Raw genomic sequence first — 19,838 nt, 5'->3', positions numbered from 1 at the left:
GCCATGACCGCTAGCAGCCGTATCCCGGGCTTCTACAAGCTCGACCCGGAAAGCCGTTTCCAGAAGCTCGTCGAATTCAGTGGCCTGCCCGCCGAACATCTGCGCCCGCTGCAGTCCACGGATGCCGCGATGGCCGCCATCGCCGACCGCATGATCGAGAACGCGGTGGGCACCATCGCGATCCCGTTGGGCATCGCCGCCAATTTCCAGGTCAACGGCGTCGACTACCTGGTGCCGATGGCGACCGAGGAGGCCTCGGTCGTCGCGGCCGCGAGCAACGCGGCGCTGGTCGCGCGCGAACACGGCGGCTTCCACACCTCCGGCACCGCGCCGGTGATGATCGCGCAGGTACAGGTGCTCGACGTGGCGGATCCGCATGGCGCGCGCCTGCGCCTGCTGGAAGCGCGCGACGAACTGATCGCGCTGGCCAACGAGCAGGACCCGCTGCTGGTGCAGCTCGGCGGCGGTGCGCGCGACATCGACGTGCGGCTGGTGACGTCGGCCGATTTCCGTTCCCTGATCGTGCACCTGCATGTCGATGTGCGCGACGCGATGGGCGCCAATGCGGTGAACACGATGGCCGAGGCGCTGGCGCCGCGGATCGCGGCGATCGCGCGCGGGCGCAGCCTGCTGCGTATCCTGTCGAACAAGGCGGACCTGCGCCTGGTCCGCGCACGCGCGGTGTTCGACGCCGGCAAGCTCGGCGGACCGGACGTGGTCGACGGCATCGTCAACGCATACCGGTTCGCGGCGGCCGATCCTTACCGCGCCGCGACCCACAACAAGGGCATCATGAACGGCATTTCCGCCGTGGTGCTGGCGACGGGCAACGACACCCGCGCGATCGAAGCCGGCGCGCACTGCCACGCCTGCCGCGATGGTCGCTATACCTCGCTGTCCCACTACGAGAAAGATGCCGACGGCCATCTCGTCGGCAGCATCGAGCTGCCGCTTGCGTTGGGGTTGGTCGGCGGCGCGACGAAGACGCATCCGGTCGCGCAGGCGTCGGTGAAGCTGCTGGCGGTCAAGAGCGCCGTGCAGCTGGCCGAAATCACCGCCGCCGTCGGACTGGCGCAGAACATGGCGGCCCTGCGCGCGCTGGCCACCGAGGGCATCCAGCGCGGCCACATGTCGCTGCATGCCCGCAACGTGGCCGCCGCCGCGGGCGCGAGCGAGGGCGAGATCGCCGCGCTGGCCGGGCGCCTGGTGGCCGACGGCCACGTGCGCCTGGATCGTGCGCAGCAGCTGCTCGCCGAGCTCCGTGCGGGCAAGGCGTAGGCGTCGTGCATCGCCTGCCGGAACCCGATGCGCGGCGCGGCCATGCCATGGCCGTGGCGCTCCTGTCCGCTTCGACCGCCTGCGGCACCGCGTTCGCCGGACCCTTCGAAGTGGGCGACACGGATACCGAGGATGGCTGGTCGCTGGAGGTGGAATCGGTGCGGGTCCGCAGCGGGGACCAGGTGTCGCGCACGCACCCTGCAGTCGGACTGACCTGGGGATTCGGCGAGCGTTTCGAACTGTCGCTGGGCAGTGGTTACGGCATCTCCGCCTTCGGCAGGGGACAGCGCCGTCATGGCGCGCACGACCTGGAGATCGCCTTCAAGTGGGCATTGCAGGAGGCATCGGATAGCGCGATAGGCATCGCCATCGAACCTGGAGTGAGCCTGCCCACGGGCGATCGCGATGCGGGCCTGAGCGACGACGAAGCCGTGCTCGAAGTGCCCGTCCGGTTCAGTCGCACGGTGGGACCGGGGCGCTGGACAGGCCAGGCCGCCTGGTCGAGGACGATACGTTCGAACGAAACCGCCTGGAGCGTGGGCGTGGTGTACGAACGGCCGCTGACGCGGACGCTGACGCTCGGCGCCGAAGCGATGCACGAGCAGGTCGCGGATGACGCGGCGAGCACCCTCCAGCGCGGCAACCTCGGCGTGAGCTGGACGCCGCACCACCAATGGGAAGTGTCCGGCCGCGTCGGCAGGAGCTGGCGCCATGCGGCGGGCGAACGCCAGACCTCGTTCCGGTTCGGCATCGAGTACCGGTTCGACTGAGTCCGTCAAACATCGAACGCGTGCCTGGGCACGCCTCACTCCACAGGAAAACCGAGCCATGAGCACCATCTCAAGCCAGGGTTACCACCGCGGGTCCATCATCCTCCATTGGGCCATGCTGACGCTGTTCGTCATCGTGTACGCCTCCATCGAGCTGCGCACCGTGTTCGAGAAAGGCAGCGACGCGCGCGCAGCCATGAAAGACCTGCACTTCATGTTCGGCCTGTCCATCTTCTTTCTGGTGTGGCTGCGCCTGCTACTGCGTGCGCTGACGCGGCGTCCACCGATCGTGCCGCCACCGCCGGCCTGGCAGCACGTGGCGTCCATCGCGATGCACGGAGTGCTGTACGTGTTCATGATCGGCATGCCGCTCGCGGGCTGGCTGATCCTGAGCGCAGCCGACGAACCCATTCCCTTCTTCGGCCTGCAGGTGCCGCCGCTGACCGGACCGGACATGCCGTTCGCACTGAAGGTACACAAGCTCCACGAAACCGCGGGTACCGTCGGCTACTGGCTGATCGGCCTGCACGCCCTGGCGGCGTTGGCGCACCACTACCTGTGGAAGGACAACACCCTGCGGCGCATGCTTGCCCCCGGTTCGCGCGGCACTCCTTAGCCGCGCCACCCAAAACACCCCCATGAAGCCGATCCCTTTGCTGCTGTCCCTGCTGGCGGCCGCCAGCGCTGCGATCACCACCGCTCCGACCGCTGCCGGCGAGCTGCTGTACACGCTCGAGCACGCGACCCCGTTGCCCAGCACGGATACGGGATACGACTACATCAAGTTCCAGCCCGGCACGTCGCGTCTGTTCATGGCGCGTCTGGCCGACGGGTTGACCGTGTTCGACGTGGATACCGGCGCGGTCATCCGTACCGTCGGGAATTCGCGAGGCGCCAATGGCCCGCTGCTGCTGCCGGAATACGGCCGGGGCTACGTGGCGATGGACGACGGCTCATTGCTCACGCTGGATCTGGGCACACTGGAGCCACTGAGCCGTGTGGCGCTGGCCAAGGACGGCGGCCTCAACAGCGCCATCTACGATCCCCATACCCGGCAGGTGCACGCCATCGTCGGCAGCCGGCCCGAGCGCTCCACCTGGTTCACCCTCGATGCGGCGACCGGACGCCTGTTGAAGACGACGGTGTTCCCGTTCCGGAAGATGGACGATCCCGCCAGTGATGGTCAGGGCCGGTTGTTCGCGCCTGCGCGCAAGGACGGCATCGTGCTGGTTCTCGACGCCACGACGCTGGAAGAGACGGCACGCTGGCCGGTGGGGTGCGCGGTGTCGAAGGTCCGCTACCAGGCGCGGACCCGTCGCCTGCTCGGCGCCTGCGCCAGCGACAAGCCGGGCTTCTTCGCGCTGGACGTCGACACCGGCCGCGTGGTCGCCACCTTGCCGATCGGCTTCGGCCTGGACGGCTTCGCGATTGATGAGCAACGCCACCGCATCGTGACGTCTAACTACGACGGCACGCTGAGCGTCATCGCGCAGGACGGTGCCGACGGCTTCCGGCCGTTGGGCTCCGTCGCCACGCGCATGGGCGCCCGCATGATGGCGCTGGACGAGCGCGACGGCCGTCTGTTCGTGGTCAACGCCGCCTTCACGAGCACGGCGCCCAACGACAAGGGCGAAGCGACCACCACCTACCATCCCGACAGCTTCGTGGTGCTCACCTACGGGCCGAGGTGACGCCGGCGCCGACCATCAGCGCCACATCGCCGCCTGCGGCGGCGGTGTTCACGCTGACCGAGGATTCCGCGCAGAAGCGCGCCAGGTACAGCGGGCCGCCTGCTTTGGGCCCGGTGCCGGAGAGGCCTTCCCCACCGAACGGCTGCACCCCGACCACCGCGCCGATCATGTTGCGATTGATGTAGACGTTCCCGGTCCGCGCGGCATCGGCGATGGCGTCGGCACGGGTATCGATGCGTGTCTGCACGCCGAGGGTGAGTCCGTAGCCCAGTGCGTCGATCCGCTCCACCAGCGCAGCGACGTCGCCGCGCCAGCGCACCACCTGCAGGACAGGACCGAAGATCTCCTCGGTGGCCGCTTCGAGCGCCTCGATCTCGAACGCCACAGGCGCCACATAGTGGGCGTCAACCGTGTTGTCGGGCAGAGGGGCGCGCGCGATCAGCGTCGCGGACCGCTCCAGCGTTGCGATCTGCTGCTGCAGCCGGGCGAAGGCCTCGGCATCGATCACGGGGCCGAGATCGCTCGACAGGTCGTCGGCCGGACCGACGCGCAGCAGCGAGATCGCGCCGCGCAGCATCGCCAGCAGGTCGTCCGCGATCTCGTCCTGCACGCACAGCACGCGCAGAGCCGAACACCGCTGGCCGGCGCTGCGGAACGCACTCTGCACCACGGCGTCCACGACCTGCTCGGGCAACGCGGTCGCATCGACGATCATCGTGTTGATGCCACCCGTTTCCGCGATGAGCGGCGCGATCGGTCCGTCCTTGTCGGCCAGCGTACGCGCGATCGCCCTGGCGACCGCGGTCGATCCGGTGAACGCTACGCCGGCGATGCCCGGCTGCGCGACCAGCGCCGCGCCGATGCGGCCGTCGCCGTACACACCGGCCAGTACATCGCGCGGCACGCCGCAATCGTGCAGCAGCGCGATCATGCGCGCGGCCACGCCCGGCGTCTGCTCGGCGGGCTTGGCGATCACGGCGTTGCCGGTCACCAGCGCGGCGGCCACCTGTCCGGTGAAGATCGCCAACGGAAAATTCCACGGCGAGATGCAGGCCCACACACCGCGTCCACGCAGGCGGTAGGCGTTGGATTCGCCGGTGATGCCCCGCATTGTTCGCGGCACCATCAGCCCGCGCGCCTGCTGCGCGTAGTACCGGCAGAAGTCGGCGGCCTCGCGCACTTCGGGAATGGCATCGGCCCAGGTACGGTGGCCTTCGCGCACGATCAGCGCGCACCAGTGCGCCAGATCGCGCTCCAGCGCCTCCGCTGCGCGTTCCAGGACGAGGGCGCGCGCCTCCACGCCGTGCGCATTCCACGCTTTCTGGCCCGCGGTCAGCGGGGCGACGACCGCCCGGATCGCATCGCCGTCGGTAGCGGGCGGTGGTTCGATCCGCGTCCCGTGCCATGCGGCGAGCAAGGGACCGGCCATCGCCGTGCAGGTCGGATCGATGCCCGCCGTATTGCATCGTTCCTCCAGCAGGTATCGGGGCAGCGTCACGCCGCTGAGCGAGGCCTGCCGCAGCGGCGACACGACGAGGTCTTCGGGCGGAACATGCGGGTCGGCCAGCTGGTTCACGAACGACGAGTTCGCACCATTCTCCAGCAGACGCCGGACCAGATACGCGAGCAGGCGCTGGTGCGTGCCGACCGGCGCATAGATACGCAACCCGATCTGCGGATATTGGCGATGCAGTTCGGCATGCACGGGATCGCCCATGCCATGCAGGCGCTGCAGTTCGAACGGCGTGCCGGCCGCGCGCGCCAGGTGCAGCGCGGCGGCCAGGGTGCCGGCGTTGTGCCCGGCGAACTGGGGATAGATCTGCTCGGGCATCGCCAGCATCGCCTTCGCACAGGCGAGATAGGCGAGGTCGGTATGGTGGCGATGCGTGAATACCGGGAACGCCGGAAGACCGAGCTCCTGTGCCCGCTTGATCTCGTAGTCCCAGTACGCTCCCTTCACCAGCCGGACCATGAAGCGCTGATCGTGGGCCCGGGCGATGCGGGCGATCTCGCCGATCACCTCCGGCGCGCGCGTCTGGTAGGCCTGCACCGCCAGGCCGAAGCCACGCCACTGCGGATACTCGTCGGCGACGCCGCGCGCCACCGCCTCGAACACATCGAGCGAGATCTCCAGCCGCTCGCTCTCCTCGGCGTCCAGGGTCAGGTTGATGTCGGCCGCGGCCGCTGCGCGGGCCAGCGACAGTACTCGGGGTACCGTGACCGCCATGACGTGGTCGCGCTGCAGCGGCTCGAAACGGGCGTCGATCGCCGACAGCTTGATCGAGATGCCGTCCGCCCGCTCTACACTTAAGATGCGGTCCCTGCGCTCAGCCAGCGCCGCAATGGCGTCGGTGTACCTCTTCAGGTAGTCGAGCGCATCCGCGTCGGTGCGCGCGCCTTCGCCGAGCATGTCGTAGGAGAAGCACAGGTCGCCGCGCACCTTGCGTTGCCTGCGGGCGTCGTCCAACGCTTCGGCCAGCGTCTGGCCCATCACGAACTGCTTGCCCATCACCTGCACGGCGCGGACGGCGGCAGCGACCACCGCCTTGGCGCCCATTTTCCCCAGGAATCCCTGTGGCCGGCCCTGCTGGCCGAGGAGCTTCTTCGACAGGCCCATCGCCTGACTGGACAAGGTGGCCAACCAGGAGTGCGAGGCGCCGGAAAAGTCGGCGCGCGACAGCTGGTCGGCGGTCAGCATCATCGCCGTGTCGGCATCCGGCACGCGTAACAGCGCCTCGGCCAGCCGCATCAGGGCGAGACCCTCGTTGGAAGAGAGCGGGTACTCGTGCAGCAGGGTTTCCAGTGCCATGCCCGAGGCCGGCCGCGCCCTGACCTGGGCGATCCATGGCAGCGCATCGCGGCTGGCGACCTCCCAGTCGACCCCTTCCATCTCGGCGAGGAGAGCGGTGACCACGTCGGTTTCGGGGCGGTACGGGCTGGGGAGTCGCATGATGGGCAGCTTTGGCGAAGAGAGGGCGTGTGTCCGCCATTTTCGAGTTCGCCCTGGAGAATTAGTCTCGGTTTGCACGGGCGGTTCCCGGGCGAAAGCGAGACTTTGATGGCGTTGGACAGGACGGACCGCAGGATTCTCATGCTGCTGCAGCAGGATGGCCGCATGACCAACCTGAAGCTCGCCGAGGCCGTGCATCTTTCGCCGACCGCGACGCTCGAACGTGTCCGTCGACTGACGACGGAGGGCTACCTCCTGGGGTATCGCGCGGTGCTGAATCCGCAGAAGCTCGGCGGCGCCCTGCTGGTGTTCGTGGAGGTGCTGCTCGACCGCACCACGCCCGGCATCCTCGAGGACTTCCGGCGTGCGGTGCGCGATCGGCCGGAAGTGATGGAGTGCCATCTGGTCGCCGGTGGCTTCGACTACCTGCTGAAACTGCGCGCCGCCGACATGTCCGACTACCGCGAACTCGCGGGACGCGTGCTATGGCGGCTGCCGGGCGTTCGCGAAACCCGGACCTACGCTGTAATGGAAGAAGTGAAGAACAGCACCGCCATCCATCTGGATATCTGATGCGGCCGAATCCATGCGCGTTCCCGCACCGAGGGTCGTCGGCTCAGGTCCCTCTCACGGTCGGCTCGTCCGGAAGAAGTGACGAAACGCTTTGACGGCGACGTCAGCCCGCGTGCCTTCGCGGCCCTGTCCTCCTGAGCCCCATACGCCGGGCGATGAAGTCGTCGCCTCGACGTTTCTGCCGAAGCATCGCCGCGAGCACATGCAGGCCTATCGCCGCCAGCAGGATCCAGGCGCCGTAGACGTGCACGTACCAGGCGACGGCGCGGCCGGCTTCATCCTCCGGCGGCACGAACAGTGCCGGCATCTCGAATCCTCCGGGCAAACTGCGGTCCGCACCCATCCATACCCAGATCACATGGCCACTGACCGGTACCGCCAGCACCAGCAGGTAAAGCACGCCGTGGACCGCCGACCGGGCGCGACGGAGACCGAGCGACTCTCCCGGGTCGGCCGCTGGCGTCGGCATCACGAGGCGCAGGCACAGGCGCAGTACCGTCAGTCCCAGGATCATGACGCCGAGCCGGAAATGGAGCGGCAGCAGCGCCTCGGACACCCGCGCGGCGCCATACTCTGCTGCGAAGCCGAGCACGAACTGCAGGGCCAGCATCAGGGCGAGCAGCCAATGCAGCACGCGCAGGATGCAGGGATAGCGGTCCAAGGGCTGCGGTTTCATGGCGCACAACCGGGATAGCCGGGGATGTTCTGGCCCAGCACGATGTCCCGGCGCGCCAGCCATCCGTCCGCGGTCCGCACCGGCGTCACGATCCCGCTGCCACCGCGCCCCTTGTCCGCCTTGCGCGCGGCCGACGCGGTCAGGTGCGGGTCGTCGCGGAACAGCACGTCGTCGATGTAGTACAGCGCGCAGCCTGGCTCGATGACGTACAGGTGGATGTGCTGCGGCATCGTGCTGCGCGGATAGCTGCCGGGACGGATGGTCAGGAAGGTGTACCTCCCCTCCGCATCGCTCGAGGCCCAGGCGCGCAGTCGTCCATGCTGGCGAATGCCGTCATCGCCTTTGCCGCCTTCGCCCGGGTAGACGCCTTGGCGGTCGGTCTGGTGCGCGTATACGACCACGCCGCGGCGCGGCCTGCCTTGCGCGTCGGTCACGCGTCCGGTCAGGCGCAGGCGCTCGCCGGGTTCGTCATCGGGCGCCAGGCGGACGAGGGCAGGGGGATCGGTGGGCAGCCCGATCAGGGGCACGTCGCAGTCCTCGCAGGGCAACCCGACGACGGGCGTGGCGGCGGCGCCCGGCGCTGAGCGCGCGGCGAGCAGCGACGCGAGGAGCATGCGCGCAACACGGGCAGCGAAGGGGCGGAACGAGGGCGGGGGGTGGGGCATGGGCGGTCTCCGGAGGGTCCACAAGGGAAGAGCCGGCGTCGCCACGCTGCGTTAACCGCGTCCGGCGTGTTAACACTTCCGCTCGGACTGCCCTCTACTTCCAGGCCACCCCGGACCCCATGGGCCATGAAGGCCACGATCGATCCAGCTGACATCGCCAGGCAGGTGCAGGACGCGCGGCGTGGATCGCAGTCGGCGTTCGCGTGGCTCTACCGCAGCTTCGCGCCGCTGGTGCATGCGATCCACCTGGGCGTGGCGTCGCGCGCGCGGGCAGAAGAACTGACGCAGGAAACCTTCGTCGTCGCGTTCGAGCGATTGGCGCAATTGCGCGAGCCTGCGTCCTTCGGTCCGTGGATCGCGATGATCGCCCGCAGGAACCGTCCGGTTTCCATGGTCGAGGAACGGGACCTCGCGGAGGTCGACGATCCCGCGTGGCGTGGCGCGGGTCCCGATGCGGCCGCCCAGGCCAGCGAAGCCCTGCGTGCGATCCGGCGCTTGCCCGAAGCCTACCGCGAGACCCTGATGCTGCGGCTGGTCGAAGGCCTGAGCGGTCCGGAGATCGCGAACCTGACCGGACTGACACCGGAGTCGGTCCGCGTGAACCTTCATCGCGGCATGGCCCGGCTGCGCGATGCGCTGGGCATCGTCACGCAGCACGAGGAGAAGGGTGATGATCGAACGACCTGATCCGCTGTGGGATCCGCAGCAACCCGGCGACGAGACGCTGGCGCATCTCGCGTCGTTGCTGGGCCGGTACCGGCATGTTCCGCCACCCGAGCGGGTGTGGTCGGCAGGGCCGCCGGCCGTTCCGCGCAGGCGTGCGCGGCGCGCCTTGCTGGCCGCCGCCGTCGCGCTTGCGGCGTGTCTGGCCGGCGTCGCCGTCTGGGTACCCTGGCGCCTGCACTGGGAGGAGCGCCGGCAATGGGCGGTCGATGCCGACGCCGGTCCGGCGCCGGCCTCGCTGGGCGTCGGCGGCACGCTGACGACCCGTGCCGGAGAGTCGGCCACCGTCCGGGTGGCGCGCATCGGCCGCATGGACGTGCTGCCGGGAACGCGGATCCGGCTGCTGGACACGCGTGGGGGTCATCATCGTCTGGAACTGCTGGAAGGGCGCGTGCGTGCGCGCATCTGGGCGCCTCCCGGATACTTCGGCATCGCGGCGGGTACCAGCGAAACCATCGACCTGGGCTGCGAATTCGAGATGAGCCGCAACCGGCGGGGCGAGGGGACGATCCACGTCACCAACGGCTGGATCATGCATCGCGTCAACGGACAGGAGACGCTGGTGCCGGCGGGATCGGGCCTCGACTTCGATGCGACGCGCAGTGGCATTCCCCTCGCGACCACGTCGAGCGCCGCGTTCCGCGCGGCCGTCCGCCACCTCGATCTGGCGATGGCGGAAGGAGGACGCCCGCCCGGCGGCGAAGAGGCCGTCGTCCGCGAGGCGACGCCAGCGGACAGCTTCGCCCTGCTCAGTCTGTTGACACGTTATCCAGCACTGGCCAACGGGCCGGTCTATTCGAAGCTGGCGGCGCTGCTCGACGTGCCGACGGATGCCAAGCACCAAGAGGCGTGGTCACGTGGCAGCATGCATGCGATGAATCTGTGGTGGGAGCGCATGCCGCGCCCCCCCAAGGCGTGGTGGCTCAACTGGCGGGACGGGTTCCCCTGGATGGAGTCGGTGAATCAGGAAGGACGCCGTATCGGTCACTAAACGGGAGACTCCATGACTGAGTACCTCATCTCCATCGCGTTCAAGATCGTCTGGGGGTCTGTCGGACTTTTCTGGCTGTGGAGCGCGCGCAACGTGAAGCGCTCCAGCCGCACTGAACCCGTGCTGCTTCAGCTGTTCGTCTACTGGACGCCATTGGTTGTCGCCTTTGTCCTGCTGGGCCCAGGCGATTGGTTCGAGGGTAGCTTCCTCAGGGAACGTTTCGTTCCCAAAGCGGTATGGGTCAAAGGACTCGGCCTGGCGCTCGCCGTTTCAGGTGCAGGCCTGGCTTGCTGGTCGCGGCATCTTCTTGGACGCAATTGGAGCAGTGTCGTCCAGCTCAAGCACGATCATGAGCTTATCGACGTCGGGCCCTATCGCTACGTTCGCCATCCCATCTACACGGGCCTGTTGCTCGCCTTCCTTGGCACGGCGCTGAAGGTGGGAGACTGGCGAGGTCTTGTTGCCGTAGCCATCGTACTGGCCTCCTTCTGGCGCAAGCTGGGGGTGGAGGAACGGTGGCTCAGCGAGAAGTTCGGTCAGGCCTATGCGGCATACAGGCGACGCACCAAGGCACTGATTCCCGGTCTCCTCTAGAGGCGTATCGCATGGGAGTGGCGTCGGGCGATCCGGTTCCGCAGGCGCTTCGCGCTTGGCTGCCATGGATCGCCCAACCGGATCCGAGGATCCGGCTACGCGGACGGTTGGCCACTCGCATGACGGGGCCGACCCCTGAATCGCCGGGATAGCCATTCGCCCATGTCGTCGATCAGGGTGAAGGCGGCCGGGATGACGATCAGGCTCAGCAGCGTGGACGTCACCAGGCCGCCGATGACGGCGATGGCCATGGGCGCGCGGAAACTGGAATCGCCGGCGAAGCCCAGGGCGATGGGCATCATGCCCGCGCCCATCGCGAGCGTGGTCATGATGATGGGCTGCGCACGCTTGCGGCAGGCGTCGATCAGCGCATCGTGCTGGCTCAGGCCGTGTTCGTCCTCCGCGATGACCGCATAGTCCACCAGCAGGATCGAGTTCTTGGTGGCGATGCCGATCAGCATCAGCAGGCCGATCAGGGCGGGCAGGGACAGCATGTTCTGGGTCAGCAGCAGCGCGCCGAACGCGCCGCCCGCGCACAGCGGCACGGCGATCAGGATGGTCAGCGGCATCAGCGCGTGGTTGAACAGCAGCAACAGCACCATGTAGATGCACACGATGCCGGCGGCCATCGCCAGCAGGAAGCCCACGAACAGCTCCACGAACACTTCCGCGTCGCCGGTGTTGAGGAAGCTCACGCCGGGCGGCAGCCGTTTGACGCTGGGCAGCGCCTGCACCGCCTCCATCACTTCGCCGAGGGGACGGCCGTTGAGCTCGGCGGTCAGGGTGACGTTGCGCTGGCGCTGGTAGCGCGAGATCTGCGAGGGGCCGCTGCCCATCTGGATGTCGGCCACCGCCGCCAGCGGCACCGGGCCGTAGCGTCCGGGCACGCGCAGCTGGCCGATCAGCGCCGGGTTGGACAGTGTCGCTTCGGAGAAGCCCACGCGGATGGGCACCTGGCGGTCGGGCAGGTTGAGCTTGGCCAGCCGCTGCTCGTAGTCGCCGGCGGTGGCGATGCGGGCGGCTTCTGCGATGGCGGCCGTCGAGACGCCCATGTCGGCCGCGCGCGCGGCGTTGGGCACGATCTGGATCTCGGGACGAAGCAGCGACGCCGACGAGGTCACGCTGCCCAGGCCGGGCAGGCCGCGCAGGTCGCGTTCCAGCGCCAGCGACGCCTCCTGCAGGCGCTGCGGATCGTCGCCGGACAGCACCAGTTGCAGCAGGTTGCCCGGCTCGGAGCTGACGTAGCTGACGCGCACGCCGGGCATGTCGGCCAGACGGGCGCGCGCATCGCGCTCGAGTTCGCGCTGGTCGCGATCGCGATCGTCGGCCACGCCCCAGTCCAGCACCAGCGTGGCCTTGCGCGGATCGGGCACGCCCACCGTGGACGGATCGCCCAGATCGAGCACGCTGCCGACGGCCGTATACACCTGCTTGAGTTCGGGCATGTCCTTGAGCAGCGCACGGGCCTTCTCGGACACCGCCACGGCCTCTTCCAGCCGGGTGCCTGGCGGCAGCTCCAGGCTCAGGTTGCTGCGGCCCAGGTCGGACTGGGGAATGAAGGTGGCCGGGATCAGCGGGATCAGCGCCAGCGAAGCGACGAACAGACCGGTGGCGATCCACAGCGTGCGCGCGCGATGGCGCAGCGCCGCGTCCACCCAGCGCAGATACCAGGTCATGAGGCGGGAGTCGCCCTTCTCCTCGCCGTGCGGCTTGAGCAGGTAGGCGGCCATCATCGGCGTCAGCAGGCGCGCGACCAGCAGGGAGAACAGCACCGCGGTGGCCGCCGTCCAACCGAACTCGCGGAAGAACTTGCCGGCGATGCCCGGCATGAACGCGACCGGCACGAAGACCGCCGCCAGCGTCAGCGACGTGGCGATCACGGCGTTGCCGATCTCGCCGGCCGCCTCGCGCGCCGCCTCCAGCGGCGGCTTGCCCATCCTCAGGTGGCGGACGATGTTCTCGATCTCCACGATCGCATCGTCGACCAGCGCGCCCACCACCACCGACAGCGCCAGCAGGGTGATCATGTTGAGCGTGAAGCCGAACCAGTACATCACCGCGAAGGTCGGGATGATGGACAGGGGCAACGCCAGCGCCGACACCCAGGTGGCGCGCCAGTCGCGCAGGAACGCCCACACGACGAGCAGCGCGAGCAACGCGCCCTCGTAGAGCATCGTCATCGACGAGTCGTAGGAGCGGTGGGTCTCGTCGATGGCCGTGGTCACCAGGCGGAAGTCCACGCCCGGATGCGATTTCTTGAGTTCGTCCAGCGCCTCGTGCACGCCCTCTTCGACCTTGACCTCGCTGGAACCGCGCGTGCGCGACATCGAGAACGCCACCACGTGCTCGCCGTCCAGCAGGGCGGCCTCGGTAGGATCGGCCGCGGCGTCGGTGACGGTGGCCAGCGCGGAGAGCCTGACCGAGCGGCCGTCCGGCAGGCTGATCGAGTAGTCGCGCAGGGCCTGCGCGTTCGCCACCGTGCCCAGCGTGCGGATCGTCTGCAGGGCGCCATCCAGCTCGGCCTTGCCGCCTGCGCGCTCCACTTGGATCTGCGCCAGCTGCTGGGAAACGTCGCCGGCGGTGACGCCGAAGGCCAGCAGCGCATTGGGATCGAGATCGACGCGTACCTGCCGCTGCACGCCACCGATGCGGGTGACGCGCGCCACGCCCGGCACGCCGTACATCGCGCGGGAGATTTCGCGATCGACCAGCCAGCTGGCTTCGTCGTCGGTCAGCTTCGGGGCGACCAGCGCGTAGGTCATCAGCGAACCGCCGATATCGACCTTGGAGATCACCGGTTCCTGGATGTCCTGCGGAAGATCGGTGCGTACGCGCGTGACCGCGTCGCGGGTATCGTCCAGCGCCGTCGCGAGATCGGCCTCGAGTTCGAACTCGATGCTGGTGGTGCTGACGCCTTCGCTGACCGTGGACATCACGCGCTTGACGTTGTTGACCGTGGCCACCGAGTCCTCGATCTTGCGCGTGACCTCGGTTTCCAGCTGGCTGGGCGAAGCGCCCGGCTGGGTCACGGTGACCGTGGTCATCGGGAACGCGATATCGGGGAAGCGCGCCACGGGCAACTGGTAGAAGCCCCAGAGACCCGCCACGCACAGGACGAAGAACACCATCAGCGCCGGCAGCGGCCGGCGGATGGCCCAGGCTGAGATGTTCATCGTGCCGCGGCCTCTTTGCCGGCCACCACGCGGACGCGATCGCCGTCGCCCAGGAAACCGGCGCCTTCGGAGACGACCTGTTCGCCGGCCTTGAGGCCGTCGATGATCTCCACGCGGCCCTCGCTCGTCTGGCCGGTGCGCACGCGGCGCCGCTGCACGCTCTGCTTGTCCTGGGTGACGAACACGTAACTGTGGCCATCGCGCTGGACTACCGCGGCGGTGGGCACCATCAGCGCCTGGCCGTCGCCGGTCAGGATGCGGCCCTCCACGAACGTGCCGGGCTTGAGCGGACCCGGCGCGGGCAGGTCGGCGTAGACCGTGCCGGTGCGTGTCTGCGCATCGATGCCGGGGGTGACGGCGCGGACGCGGCCGGTGATCTCCTGGCCGGTGTAGGACAGGACGATGCCGTTGCCGACGGCGATCTGGGCGAGCTGGTTCTCCGGCAGTTCGGCACGCCATTCCAGTCGGCCGTCGCGGATCAGCCGCAGCAGTTCGGTGCCCGCGGCCACCACCTGGCCCGGCTGGACCAGGCGCTTGGAAATGACGCCATCGGCGGGCGCCCGCAGGCGCGCGAAGTCGCGTTGCAGCCGGGCGGCATCGCGCGATGCGCGCGCCGTCGTCAGTTGCGCCTCCGCCTGCGTGGTGGTGGCGCGCAGCTGGTCCAGATCCGCCGCGCTGATCAGCTGTTCCGCCGCCAGTTTCGTGCCGCGCGACTGCTGTGCCTGCGCGAGTGCGAGCGACGCGCCGGCTTCCTGCGTGGCGGCTTCCGCTTGCGCGAGCGAACTGTCCAGCGTGCGGTGGTCGAGTTCGAGCAGGATCTGTCCCTTCTTCACCTGCTGCCCGACGTCGACATTCAGCGCGGTCACCCGCTGGCCACTGAGTTCTACGCCCAGTTGCATTTCCTCATAGGCCGACACGGGACCCGATACGACGACGCTGCGCGCCAGCGGATAGGATTGGACGGGCGCCAGGGCGACCGTGAGGGCCGATGAGGCTTCCGTCGATGGTTCTTCTTTTCCGCCGCACGCGGCAAGGACGGGGAGGGCGATGAGCAGGAGCGACCAACGCAAGGCGGATGCGTGCATGGGAGAGCCGTAGGGAGAATGGAATTACTGGCTACTGCGGGACACGCAAGCGCCCACGCATGGCTGACGGAGGAACAGCGGTGTTCGACTGCACATCCTGATTCTGGGCAGGATGGAATTAAGTTCTCTTTAAGATCTGTTGCTCGACGCCATCCAGGATGAGGTCGATACCGTTGGTGAAGCGTTCGTCGAACCGAGGTTCGGCGAACAGGTCGCGCGCTTCCCAGCAATGCGGGAAGCGCGCCCTGGCGAGTTCGAAGAAAGCCTGCTGCACTCCCTCCATCACGCCGGGCTCGTCGGGCAGGGATTGTTCCTCGATGACGAAGCCCATCACGTAGTAGATGGAGTCCAGCGCCGTCGTCGCCGCGAAGTCGACACTGGCGCCCGCATCGATCAGGGCACCGATGGTGGCGTTGCCCACCCGCAGGACGTTCTCCGTCGCCAGGAACGTGCCGGCGTAGACGCGCGCGCCATCGCGGTGCGCCTTGAACGCGGTCCGGAACTCGTTGGCGATCTGGTGCATGGTGATACGCCAGTGCTGGCCTTCCGGAATGTCGCGGGCGACCTCCGCGACCATGGCGTCGGCCATCGCATCGATCAGCGCCTGCTTGTTCTTGAAGTGCCAGTAAAGCGAGGGCGCACGGATGCCCAGGCTGCAGGCCACCTTGCGCAGGCTCACGCCCTCGATGCCCGCCTCGTCCAGAAGCTGGAAGGCGGCAGCGATGATGTGCTCTTGGTTGAGGGGGCTGCGCATGCTCAATCTAACATTGTTAGGCTGCGCACTCTAACGATGTTAGGTTGGGTTGGCAACCCACCTGTGCTGCGCGGGAACGGGAGGCCTGTCCGGATTCCGGAAGAGGGCGTGCGACCTGGAGCGAACACCGCCGGGTCGAAGCCCGTTCACGGCGGGCATCGGCTGCGCAGCGATCATCCAGAGGCGGCGGTCGCCCGCTGAGCGTAGTGGCGTGGCGCCACGCCCATCAGCCGCTTGAAAGCCGTGCTGAACGCACTTTCCGATTCGTAGCCGAGCGACAACGCAATGGTCGATACCGATTGCGGGGTGTGCTCGAGCCTGTCGGCCGCCAGCAACATGCGCCAACGCGTCACGTACTCCATGGGCGACAGGCCGATGGTGTCCTTGAACCTCTGCGCGAAAGCCGAGCGGGACATGCATGCGACGCGCGCGAGCCCTTCAAGGGTCCATCGCTGCGCCGGGTCGGTGTGGATCGCAGCGATGACCGGGCCGAGTTGCTTGTCCGCGACCCCGAACAGCCAGCCCGCTCCGTGCGGATGAGCGTGTTCCACATGCAGGCGGAGCGCCTGGATGAGCATCATGTGCGCCAGGTGCTGGGCGACCAGTGCGCTTCCCGGCCTGGCCGCCTGCTGCTCCTCCATCATGTGCTGGACCGACCAGCGCAGTGTGGCCCTGCCCGACGGACTCTGGATATGGACGACGGGCGGCAGCATCTCCATCAGCATGTCGGCGTAGCTTCCGCTGACGCCGAACCGGCTGCCCACGAGGCGGCAGTCACCGCCTCCATTGATGACAACGGTACTGGCGGGAGTCGGCGGAGGAAAATAGAGCTGGGAGGCTTCCGGCGCCAGCGTCCTGTCGCTGGCGAGCTTGAAAGCGCGCCCGCTCGGCAGCACGAAGCAGTCCCCGGTCGTGACCAGGGTGGCCGGCGCGATGCCTTCGACCACGAGCCAGCATTGGCCGGATACAACGGCGTAGCACTTGATGAGCCTGTTCTGTTCGGGAAACCGGATCGACCACGGCGCACCCGCGTCCAGGCCGGATGACACGTAGCTGCGAGGCTTCAGCAGCGAGAGGACATCGGATAAGGGATCCATGCCGCCATTCTGTACCAGCATCGGCGATGCGGGCCGGCGTTGCGGGACGTCGCAGCGCATCGATGTGCCTTTGGACGATCACGAAGGAACCGCGGATTCCTGCGCATGGCCCCGGCGATGCATGGCCGCTAGCCTTGCGATGGAGGCGGACAACCGCGACGGCCCGCCATTTGCCCAGAAGGCGACCCATCCCATGAAAGAAGACGCCAGCGCCGCGCCAGTGGCGCAGGAATTCCCGGACACGCGCACGGACCGGCGCCGCTTTCTCGGCAGCCTGGCCTTGGGTGCGGGCGGCGGCGTGCTCGCGGGCCTGGGGGTGTCCCTGTCCGGGCATGCCGCTGCGCCGGCACGCAGCAGCATCCTGTTGACGGCGCCCACCAGCGCCATCGGGCAGCAGGTACTGGGCCATCTCCTCGACCGGCAGGCCAGCGTCCGGGTGATCGCACGCGATCCCGCGCGTATCGCGCCGGACGTTCGACAGCGTGTCGATGTCGTCGAGGGCTCGCACGGCGACGCCGATGTCGTTGACAAGGCGCTCGATGGCATCGATACCGTCTTCTGGCTCTGCCCGCCCGATCCGGCCGCTCCGAGCGTGAGGGCGGCCTATGTGGACTTCTCCCGTCCCGCCTGCCAGGCGATCGCCAAGCGGGGTATCCGCAGGGTCGTCGGCGTTTCAGCGCTCGGGCGCGGTACGCCGATGGCGGCCCATGCGGGGCATGTCACCGCGTCGCTCGAGATGGACGATCTCATCGCCGCCACCGGCGCGGACTTTCGGGCGCTGACGATGCCGTCCTTCATGGAGAACATCGCCCGCCAGGCCGCTGCGATCCGGGACAGCGGCGCGTTCTTCCTTCCGATGGACGGCGATCGCACGCTGCCCGCGATCGCGAGCGGCGACATCGCCACGGTCGCCGCCGGGCTGCTGCTCGATCACACGTGGGACGGACAGGCGGAAGTGCCGCTGCTGGGTCCGCAGGACCTGTCCTTCAACGACATGGCGGGCATCATGTCCGAGGTGCTCGGCAAACCCGTCCAGTACCGGAGGATCACCTTTGACGCCTACCGGGCGGGCTTCATCCAGCGGGGAATGTCATCCGCCATGGCGCAGGGAATGACCGACATGGCCCGGGCGAAGAACGAGGGGCTCGACAACGCCGTCACGCGCACCTCGGCGAACAGCACGCCGACGTCGTTCCAGCGGTGGTGCGAAGCGGTGCTGCGACCTCTTGTCGCACGCTGAGATCCTGAAGACCTTTCAAGCGGTCCAGGCGTCGGTGGCAGATCGAAAGCCGGAATCCCTACGTCTCCAGCCAGTTTCGAGTGGACCGACCTTGGCGTCGCCGTCATCTCTTCCTGTCCAACATCCGCAGCCTGTCTTTCTTCAGGCGCATGGCGACGCCTGCGTTGCGGCCCGCCAGCGTGGCGATGCGCAGTTCTCCGATGGTGCCGATCACCAGCGAGGCCTCGCGGTCGTCCAGGCCGTAGTCCTGGCTCAGCCATTGCACCATGCCTGCCGTTGCCAATCGGACGGCCTCGTCCAAGGAGCCGGCCTGGCCGAGCGTCGAGATCGCCTCCTCCGATTCGATGCGTGGCGTGGCCATCAATCGGGAGGGAAGAATCTCGACGCTGAACTCCACGTCCAGGGACGTCTCCAGTGCCCATTGGGTGGTCTCGCCGTCGCCCTGCAGCGCATGCCCATCGCCGAGGAACAGGAGGGCGCCCGGCTGGAATACGGGCAAATAGACCGTCGCGCCTTCCACGATGCCGTTGTAATCCATGTTGCCGCCGAAGCGACCACTGTCGCCTGCGGAGAACGCGGCGAAGCCGAAATCGGGCGCCACGCCGACGCCGCCGAGCATCGGACGCACGGGAACCACGAAGTTTTTCAATGCCGCCGGCGCATCGTCGAGGGTGGCGGTTCCAGCCTCGCGATCCACATGCCAGCGCACGCGGTTGCCGAGGCTCCCCATACGCGCGGCCATGCCTTGGCTCATGGCGCGCGGCGTGAATCCATCCAAGCTGTCGGCGAAGTCGCGATTGAGACGGAGTCGGGTGAGCTTCACGGCCAGCACATCGCCGGGTTGGGCATCCCAGACATAGAAGGGGCCCGTCTGCGGATTGCCGTAGAGCGCCCGCGTGTTGCCGTCCCGATCCACCCCACCGGAGTCGATCGTGGAGGTGGAGATGATCTGCCCCGGCCGGATGACCATTGCCGGTCGGGCATCGGCGGTGAACGCGTTATGGAACGATTGGGGATCGAGCGTACGCGTGCTGTCGGTCGGCGGAGGCGCCATCAGACGACCGTGCGCGTCGTGCCATACCCGCCGCTGTCGATCGTTCGTGTCGGGATACTCGATGCGGCCTTCCAGCACGCCGTCGTGTATGCGGCCCTCGAACCGATAGCGATCCTTGGCGGGATCGACCGAGGAGAAGATCAAGCGCCCTTCGTCCTGGTGGCCACTCACGGCATTTCCGCCGAAACTGCCTGTGAGCGATGTCTTGTCCCGTGACAGGGTCAGCGTTCGATACTCGGGGTTCCCCCAGCGATCGATGGTAAGCAGCCATACGTCCTGTTTGGCCTGACTCGCAAAGGCGGCAAAGAAGAGGAGGGGAAGCAAGCACCTGGCGAGCGCGCGCATGGAGACTCCACTGGCCAAAATCGAACAGATGCGCAGCGAGCCCGTTTGGTTGCAAGGATGCTCGATCCCGGGACGTCGATGCGATCATTCCAGGAAACCGTCGACGATCCAGGCATGGCCCATCGAAGCGCGAGCCCCGAAGCGCCGAGAAGATGAGGCGAGACGTCAGAAGGCGGAGT

General features: G+C 68.0%; 17 protein-coding genes. 9 read left to right on the top strand and 8 right to left on the bottom strand.

Annotation, left to right across the window (positions count from 1 at the left end; translation table 11 throughout):
* Positions 1 to 3 precede the first annotated feature (3 nt).
* Genes AC1Q5B_RS01340 through AC1Q5B_RS01325 form a run of 4 tightly spaced genes read left to right on the top strand, consistent with a single transcriptional unit; the run spans position 4 to position 3,739 of the window.
* Positions 4 to 1,278: a hydroxymethylglutaryl-CoA reductase, degradative gene (locus AC1Q5B_RS01340; RefSeq protein ID WP_492629944.1), complete on the top strand. Its 1,275-nt coding sequence runs from the start codon at positions 4 to 6 to the stop codon at positions 1,276 to 1,278.
* A gap of 47 nt (positions 1,279 to 1,325) precedes the next feature.
* Positions 1,326 to 2,048, top strand: a complete 723-nt coding sequence (locus AC1Q5B_RS01335; protein WP_492629943.1) for a hypothetical protein — start codon at positions 1,326 to 1,328, stop codon at positions 2,046 to 2,048.
* Positions 2,049 to 2,106: 58 nt separating this feature from the next.
* On the top strand, positions 2,107 to 2,664 hold the full coding sequence (locus AC1Q5B_RS01330) for a cytochrome b (RefSeq protein WP_492629942.1): 558 nt from the start codon (positions 2,107 to 2,109) through the stop codon (positions 2,662 to 2,664).
* 22 nt (positions 2,665 to 2,686) lie between these two features.
* Positions 2,687 to 3,739 carry a YncE family protein gene (locus AC1Q5B_RS01325; protein WP_492629941.1) on the top strand — a complete coding sequence of 351 codons (1,053 nt, stop codon included), beginning with the start codon at positions 2,687 to 2,689 and terminating at the stop codon, positions 3,737 to 3,739.
* On the opposite strand, the gene AC1Q5B_RS01320 is transcribed toward AC1Q5B_RS01325, so the two are convergent.
* Positions 3,720 to 6,689, bottom strand: a complete 2,970-nt coding sequence (locus AC1Q5B_RS01320; protein ID WP_492629940.1) for an L-glutamate gamma-semialdehyde dehydrogenase — start codon at positions 6,687 to 6,689, stop codon at positions 3,720 to 3,722. The genes AC1Q5B_RS01325 and AC1Q5B_RS01320 overlap by 20 nt on opposite strands.
* A 108-nt stretch (positions 6,690 to 6,797) precedes the next feature.
* Between AC1Q5B_RS01320 and AC1Q5B_RS01315 the strand changes: the two genes are divergently transcribed.
* Entirely contained in the window at positions 6,798 to 7,262 is a 465-nt protein-coding gene (locus AC1Q5B_RS01315; protein WP_492629939.1) for an Lrp/AsnC ligand binding domain-containing protein, read from the top strand.
* A gap of 103 nt (positions 7,263 to 7,365) precedes the next feature.
* On the opposite strand, the gene AC1Q5B_RS01310 is transcribed toward AC1Q5B_RS01315, so the two are convergent.
* Positions 7,366 to 7,938, bottom strand: a complete 573-nt coding sequence (locus AC1Q5B_RS01310; protein WP_492629938.1) for a cytochrome b — start codon at positions 7,936 to 7,938, stop codon at positions 7,366 to 7,368.
* Positions 7,935 to 8,603 carry a dioxygenase family protein gene (locus tag AC1Q5B_RS01305; protein WP_492629937.1) on the bottom strand — a complete coding sequence of 223 codons (669 nt, stop codon included), beginning with the start codon at positions 8,601 to 8,603 and terminating at the stop codon, positions 7,935 to 7,937. Before AC1Q5B_RS01305 ends, AC1Q5B_RS01310 begins: the two co-directional genes overlap by 4 nt.
* Before the next feature lie 126 nt (positions 8,604 to 8,729).
* On the opposite strand from AC1Q5B_RS01305, the gene AC1Q5B_RS01300 reads away from it, so the two are divergent.
* From AC1Q5B_RS01300 to AC1Q5B_RS01290, 3 genes are read left to right on the top strand one after another with little or no spacing between them, the layout of a single operon-like run.
* Positions 8,730 to 9,290 (top strand): RNA polymerase sigma factor, encoded by a 561-nt coding sequence (locus AC1Q5B_RS01300; RefSeq protein WP_492629936.1) that lies wholly within the window; start codon positions 8,730 to 8,732, stop codon positions 9,288 to 9,290.
* The gene (locus AC1Q5B_RS01295; RefSeq protein WP_492629935.1) at positions 9,274 to 10,317 is read left to right on the top strand and encodes a hypothetical protein; all 1,044 of its coding nucleotides are present in this window, start codon (positions 9,274 to 9,276) and stop codon (positions 10,315 to 10,317) included. Before AC1Q5B_RS01300 ends, AC1Q5B_RS01295 begins: the two co-directional genes overlap by 17 nt.
* 12 nt (positions 10,318 to 10,329) lie before the next feature.
* Positions 10,330 to 10,911 carry a methyltransferase family protein gene (locus AC1Q5B_RS01290; protein ID WP_492629934.1) on the top strand — a complete coding sequence of 194 codons (582 nt, stop codon included), beginning with the start codon at positions 10,330 to 10,332 and terminating at the stop codon, positions 10,909 to 10,911.
* Between the two features lie 95 nt (positions 10,912 to 11,006).
* Here AC1Q5B_RS01290 and AC1Q5B_RS01285 read toward each other — a convergent pair whose 3' ends face one another.
* The 4 genes from AC1Q5B_RS01285 to AC1Q5B_RS01270 form a co-directional block, all read right to left on the bottom strand.
* The gene (locus AC1Q5B_RS01285) at positions 11,007 to 14,084 is read right to left on the bottom strand and encodes an efflux RND transporter permease subunit (RefSeq protein ID WP_492629933.1); all 3,078 of its coding nucleotides are present in this window, start codon (positions 14,082 to 14,084) and stop codon (positions 11,007 to 11,009) included.
* Positions 14,081 to 15,169: an efflux RND transporter periplasmic adaptor subunit gene (locus AC1Q5B_RS01280; protein ID WP_492629932.1), complete on the bottom strand. Its 1,089-nt coding sequence runs from the start codon at positions 15,167 to 15,169 to the stop codon at positions 14,081 to 14,083. The genes AC1Q5B_RS01285 and AC1Q5B_RS01280 overlap by 4 nt, the downstream gene beginning before the upstream one ends.
* Before the next feature lie 118 nt (positions 15,170 to 15,287).
* Complete coding sequence (locus AC1Q5B_RS01275; protein WP_492629931.1) at positions 15,288 to 15,923, bottom strand: TetR/AcrR family transcriptional regulator C-terminal domain-containing protein; 636 nt, start codon at positions 15,921 to 15,923, stop codon at positions 15,288 to 15,290.
* 173 nt (positions 15,924 to 16,096) lie between these two features.
* The gene (locus tag AC1Q5B_RS01270; protein ID WP_492629930.1) at positions 16,097 to 17,041 is read right to left on the bottom strand and encodes an AraC family transcriptional regulator; all 945 of its coding nucleotides are present in this window, start codon (positions 17,039 to 17,041) and stop codon (positions 16,097 to 16,099) included.
* Between the two features lie 172 nt (positions 17,042 to 17,213).
* Between AC1Q5B_RS01270 and AC1Q5B_RS01265 the strand changes: the two genes are divergently transcribed.
* On the top strand, positions 17,214 to 18,260 hold the full coding sequence (locus tag AC1Q5B_RS01265) for an NAD(P)H-binding protein (RefSeq protein ID WP_492629929.1): 1,047 nt from the start codon (positions 17,214 to 17,216) through the stop codon (positions 18,258 to 18,260).
* Positions 18,261 to 18,363: 103 nt separating this feature from the next.
* On the opposite strand, the gene AC1Q5B_RS01260 is transcribed toward AC1Q5B_RS01265, so the two are convergent.
* Positions 18,364 to 19,659, bottom strand: coding sequence for an acetamidase/formamidase family protein (locus tag AC1Q5B_RS01260; protein WP_492629928.1), 1,296 nt, complete (start codon positions 19,657 to 19,659; stop codon positions 18,364 to 18,366).
* Positions 19,660 to 19,838 lie beyond the last annotated feature (179 nt).

The organism is Pseudoxanthomonas sp. GW835-FHT14C01, from assembly GCF_058793715.1.
This window is presented reverse-complemented; position numbering and strand designations above follow the sequence as displayed.